Here is a 4734-nt window from a genome sequence, read left to right on the forward strand (position 1 = left end):
TCGTCGCCGGAGTCCTCGCCGCCGTCCCCTCGGCGAGGCTGCTCGGCGATCCGGTCGATCGCCTGCCCGGCAATGCGCATCTGCTGTTCCCGGGGACGGTGGGCGAGAGCCTGCTGTTCCTGCTCGACATGGCCGGCATCTCGGCATCCACCGGATCGGCATGTCAGGCCGGCGTCGCCGAGCCCTCGCACGTCGTTCTGGCGATGGGGCGCAGCGAGCAGGACGCCCGGAGCGTGCTGCGGTTCACGCTCGGCACGACCTCGACCCCGTCGGACGTCGAGGCGGTGCTCGCCGCGATCCCGGATGCCGTGGCGCGCGCCACACGCTGACGGGAGCCGTTCAGGCGAGCGCTCGTAGACTGGATTCCATGCGAGTTCTTGCGGCGATGAGCGGCGGCGTCGATTCGGCGGTGGCCGCGGCGCGCGCCGTCGACGCCGGGCACGAGGTGGTGGGAGTGCACCTCGCGCTGTCGCGGGCGGGCGGCACCCTGCGCACCGGCAGCCGCGGATGCTGCACCGTCGAGGACGCACTGGATGCCCGGCGCGTGGCCGATCTGCTCGGCATCCCGTTCTACGTGTGGGACTTCTCGGAGCGTTTCCGCGATGACGTCATCGACGACTTCATCTCGGAGTACAAGGCGGGCCGCACCCCCAACCCGTGCCTGCGCTGCAACGAGAAGATCAAGTTCGCCGCTCTCCTGGAGCGGGCGATCGAACTCGGCTTCGATGCAGTCTGCACCGGTCACTACGCGACCCTCGTCGACGGCTCCGGCGGGCTCGAGCTGCACCGCGCGTCGGACTCCGCCAAGGACCAGTCGTACGTGCTCGGTGTGCTGAACGCCGAGCAGCTGGCGCACACCTACTTCCCGCTCGGCGACACGCCGTCGAAGGCGCTCGTGCGGGCCGAGGCTGCGGCGCGCGGCATCACCGTCGCGCAGAAGCCGGACAGTCACGACATCTGCTTCATCCCCGACGGCGACACGCGCGGCTGGCTCGCGGAGAAGGTCGGCACGGCGACCGGCGACATCGTCGACCGCAGTGGCGAGGTCGTGGGCAGTCACGACGGCGCCCACGCGTTCACCGTCGGACAGCGCCGGGGCCTGCGCCTGGGCATGCCGGCCCCGGACGGCAAGCCGCGCTTCGTGCTCGAGGTGCGACCGGTGTCCAACACCGTGGTCGTCGGCCCGAAGGAGGCGCTGGCGATCGCCGAGATCGCCGGGCAGCGCTTCTCGTGGGCCGGCGCCGCGCCTGCAGAGTCGGACTTCGCGTGCGAGGTGCAGATCCGCGCGCACGCCGACCCGGTGCCGGCTCGAGCGCAGGTGACCGATGACGGCGTGCGCGTCGTGCCCGAGGTGCCGCTCGACGGAGTCGCACCCGGCCAGAGCGCGGTCATCTACGTCGGCACGCGGGTGCTCGGGCAGTTCACGATCGACACGACCGTCTCGGCAGTGCCGGTCGACGCCTGAGCTCCCTCAGACGGAGCGCAGGTCGGGCGTCAACACCCGCGTCTTGTCGGTGCCCGCTCGTAGACTTGCGGGGTGCCTGAGAACATCTCGCTGACCGACGTCCGCGCCGAAGCCGAAGAGCTCACGACTCGCATCCTCGAGGCGAAGGACGCGTATTACGGACGCGACACGTCGCTCGTCGACGACGCGACGTACGACGGCTGGATGCGGCGGCTCGAAGAGCTCGAGCGCCTGCATCCCGAGCTGCAGGGGCAGGACTCGCCCACCCAGATGGTGGGCGCGGCCGAGGCCACGGGCCTTGCGACGATCGAGCACGCCGAGCGGATGCTCAGCCTCGACAACGTGTTCTCGCTCGACGAGCTGCGTGACTGGCAGGTCAAGACCGTGGCAGCTGCCGGACGCGACGTGGCCTGGCTGACCGAGCTGAAGATCGACGGGCTGGCCATCAACCTGCGCTACGAGAACGGCGTGCTCTCGTCAGCGGCCACTCGCGGCGACGGACGTGTGGGCGAGATCGTGACCGAGAACGCGCTGCGCCTCGCCGACATCCCCGAGCGGCTCAGTGGCGAGGGGCATCCTGAGATCGTCGAGGTGCGCGGCGAGGTGTTCATCCCGGTCGCCGCGTTCGAGCGGCTCAACGCGGCGCAGGCAGCGTTCCGGGATCGTGCGTACGCCGATGCGCTCGAGCGGTGGGAGGCACGAGGCGGCGCGAAGCGTCCGTTCGACGAAGAGAAGGCCCGCACCGCCGCCGCTCGACGATTCCCCGCCTTCGCGAATCCACGCAACGCCGCCAGTGGGGGACTGCGTCAGCAGATCGACAAGAAGACCGGCCTCGAACTCGAAGCGGGTCTGCTGCGCATCGACTCGCTCTCGCTGTACGTGCACGGCATCGGTGCCTGGCCGGATCCGCCGGTCGCCGCGCAGAGCGAGGTGTATTACCTGGTGGCGAGCTGGGGCCTGCCGACGAGCCCGCACACGAAGGTGTGCCACTCGATCGACGAGGTCGCCGACTTCGTCGCCCACTTCGGCGAGCACCGACACGACATCGAGCACGAGCTCGACGGCATCGTCGTCAAGGTCGACGAGCTCGCCCTGCACGATGAGCTGGGCATGACCAGTCGCGCGCCGCGCTGGGCGATCGCCTACAAGTACCCGCCCGAAGAGGTGCAGACCACGCTGCTCGACATCGTCGTCTCGGTCGGCCGCACCGGCCGTGCGACGCCGTTCGCGGTGATGGCGCCCGCCCATGTGGCGGGTTCCGTGGTGCGTCAGGCGACCCTGCACAATAAGGACGTCGTCAAGGCCAAGGGTGTGCTGATCGGCGACACCGTCGTGCTCCGAAAAGCCGGCGACGTGATCCCCGAGGTGCTCGGCCCTGTCGTCGAGAAGCGTGACGGCAGCGAACGCGAGTTCGTCATGCCGACCGGATGCCCGGAGTGCGGCACGCCGCTTCGGCCGATGAAGGAGGGCGACATCGACCTGCGGTGCCCGAACGCGCGATCCTGCCCGGCTCAGGTGCGGGGGCGTGTGGAGCACATCGGCTCGCGCGGGGCGCTGGACGTCGAGGCGCTGGGCGAGGTGACAGCCGCGGCGCTGACGCAGCCGAGCCATCCCGCGGTGCCGCCGCTGGACACGGAGGCGGGCCTGTTCTCGCTGGAGCTCGCGCAGATCGTGCCGATCGAGGTGGTGGTGCGCGACTCCGAGACGGGCCTGCCGAAGGAGGACGACGACGGCATCGTCAAGACCCGGTCGCCGTTCCGCCGCAACGCGACGGCCGCCGAGAAGAAGGAGGGCGTCGAAGGACCCCAGCCGTCGTCGGCGGCCGTCAAGCTGCTCGCCGAGCTCGAGAAGGCCAAGACGAAGGAGCTGTGGCGACTGCTGGTCTCGTTGAACATCCGGCACGTCGGTCCGGTCGCCGCGCGTGCGCTCGCGCAGTGGTTCGGATCACTGGATGCCATTCGCGCGGCGTCCCGAGAAGATCTCGCCGCCGTCGAAGGGGTCGGCGGGATCATCGCCGACTCGCTGCTGGAGTGGTTCGAGGTGGACTGGCACATCGACATCATCGATCAGTGGACGGCGGCGGGCGTACAGTGGGCGACGCCGGGGCACCCGGGGCCGGGCGCAGCGGTCGCCGAGGGGGGAGTGCTCGACGGGCTCACCGTCGTCGCCACCGGATCGCTCGACGGCTACACGCGCGATGGTGCTCAGGAGGCGATCATCAAGGCCGGCGGCAAGGCGGCATCCAGCGTCTCGAAGAAGACCGACTTCGTCGCGGCGGGTCCAGGTGCGGGCTCGAAACTCGCGAAGGCGGAGGAGCTCGGGATCCGCGTTCTCGACGCCGCCCAGTTCCATGTGCTCGTCACGCAAGGGCCGGCGGCGCTTGACGCCTGATGAGCGGGAGCCGTCACGCCATCGGGCGGATCTCGAACCCGTCCTGGCGGTCGAACCCGATGTCGGTGATCTGCAACGCATCCACTCGGGCTGAGCACGGACCCTGCCGCAGCGCCGAGATGACGTCGTCAACAGCCTCGCCGTCGCCGTGCAGCTCGGCCTCGACGGTGCCATCGCGTCGATTGCGCATCCAGCCGACGATCCCGCAGGTCGTCGCCGTCTCACGGACGAACCACCGATAGCCGACGCCCTGGACGCGACCGCTGACGATCACCCGCACCGATCTCATGCGCATAGCCTAGGCAGCATGGCCGTTGACCCCGCATACGCATCGACCGAACAGCTCGCCCTCGTCGACCTGGCGCTCGGCGACCCGCGCTGGGCGGTGGCACTGCCGGTGCTGCAGGAGCTGCGCCCGCACCTGACCGTGGAACTGCTGGAGCAGGTGCTGCATGAGGGTGCACCGCAGGGCCTCACGTTCACCGCGGTGCTCGTGGGGGAGCGGTGCGTGGCCGTCGCCGGGTGGCGGATCATCGCCAACACGAGCGCGATCCGCAAGCTGTACGTCGATGACCTCTCGACCGCGGCGTCAGAGCGCTCCCGCGGGTACGGTCGGATGCTGCTCGACGAGCTGCGCGAGCGCGCCGTCGCCGCGGGATGCCGGCAGCTCGACCTCGACTCCGGCGTGCAGCGCTTCGACGCGCACCGGTTCTACCTGCGAGAGCGGATGAACATCGACGCCCACCACTTCTCGCGGCACCTCGGCTGACGCGTGCACTCGGGTCATCGGCATCCGACACGATGTGACGTCGGGAATCTCAGATCATCCGCCCGCCTGACGGGGTGTCGCGGCCGATCGGCACGCGACACGCCGCAGG

5 protein-coding genes are annotated in these 4734 nt (G+C 70.0%); 4 read left to right on the forward strand and 1 reads right to left on the reverse strand.

The genetic code is table 11. The features are described from left to right. The 3 genes from RT309_RS04550 to ligA all read left to right on the forward strand — a co-directional run. Nucleotides 1-329, forward strand: a 329-nt coding sequence (locus RT309_RS04550) for an aminotransferase class V-fold PLP-dependent enzyme (protein ID WP_313355705.1), incomplete at its 5' end; no start/stop codon positions are given. 38 nt (nucleotides 330-367) lie between these two features. After that, complete coding sequence (gene mnmA, locus RT309_RS04555) at nucleotides 368-1465, forward strand: tRNA 2-thiouridine(34) synthase MnmA (protein ID WP_313355706.1); 1098 nt, start codon at nucleotides 368-370, stop codon at nucleotides 1463-1465. A 72-nt stretch (nucleotides 1466-1537) separates the two neighbouring features. Then, complete coding sequence (ligA, locus tag RT309_RS04560) at nucleotides 1538-3856, forward strand: NAD-dependent DNA ligase LigA (RefSeq protein WP_313355707.1); 2319 nt, start codon at nucleotides 1538-1540, stop codon at nucleotides 3854-3856. A 13-nt stretch (nucleotides 3857-3869) separates the two neighbouring features. On the opposite strand, the gene RT309_RS04565 is transcribed toward ligA, so the two are convergent. Next, complete coding sequence (locus tag RT309_RS04565; RefSeq protein WP_313355708.1) at nucleotides 3870-4145, reverse strand: acylphosphatase; 276 nt, start codon at nucleotides 4143-4145, stop codon at nucleotides 3870-3872. Between the two features lie 18 nt (nucleotides 4146-4163). Between RT309_RS04565 and RT309_RS04570 the strand changes: the two genes are divergently transcribed. Continuing rightward, a complete protein-coding gene (locus RT309_RS04570; RefSeq protein ID WP_313355709.1) occupies nucleotides 4164-4625 on the forward strand; it encodes a GNAT family N-acetyltransferase in 462 nt (153 codons plus the stop codon). Nucleotides 4626-4734 lie beyond the last annotated feature (109 nt).

The sequence above is a fragment of the Microbacterium sp. genome (assembly GCF_032084865.1).
GTDB lineage: Bacteria > Actinomycetota > Actinomycetes > Actinomycetales > Microbacteriaceae > Microbacterium.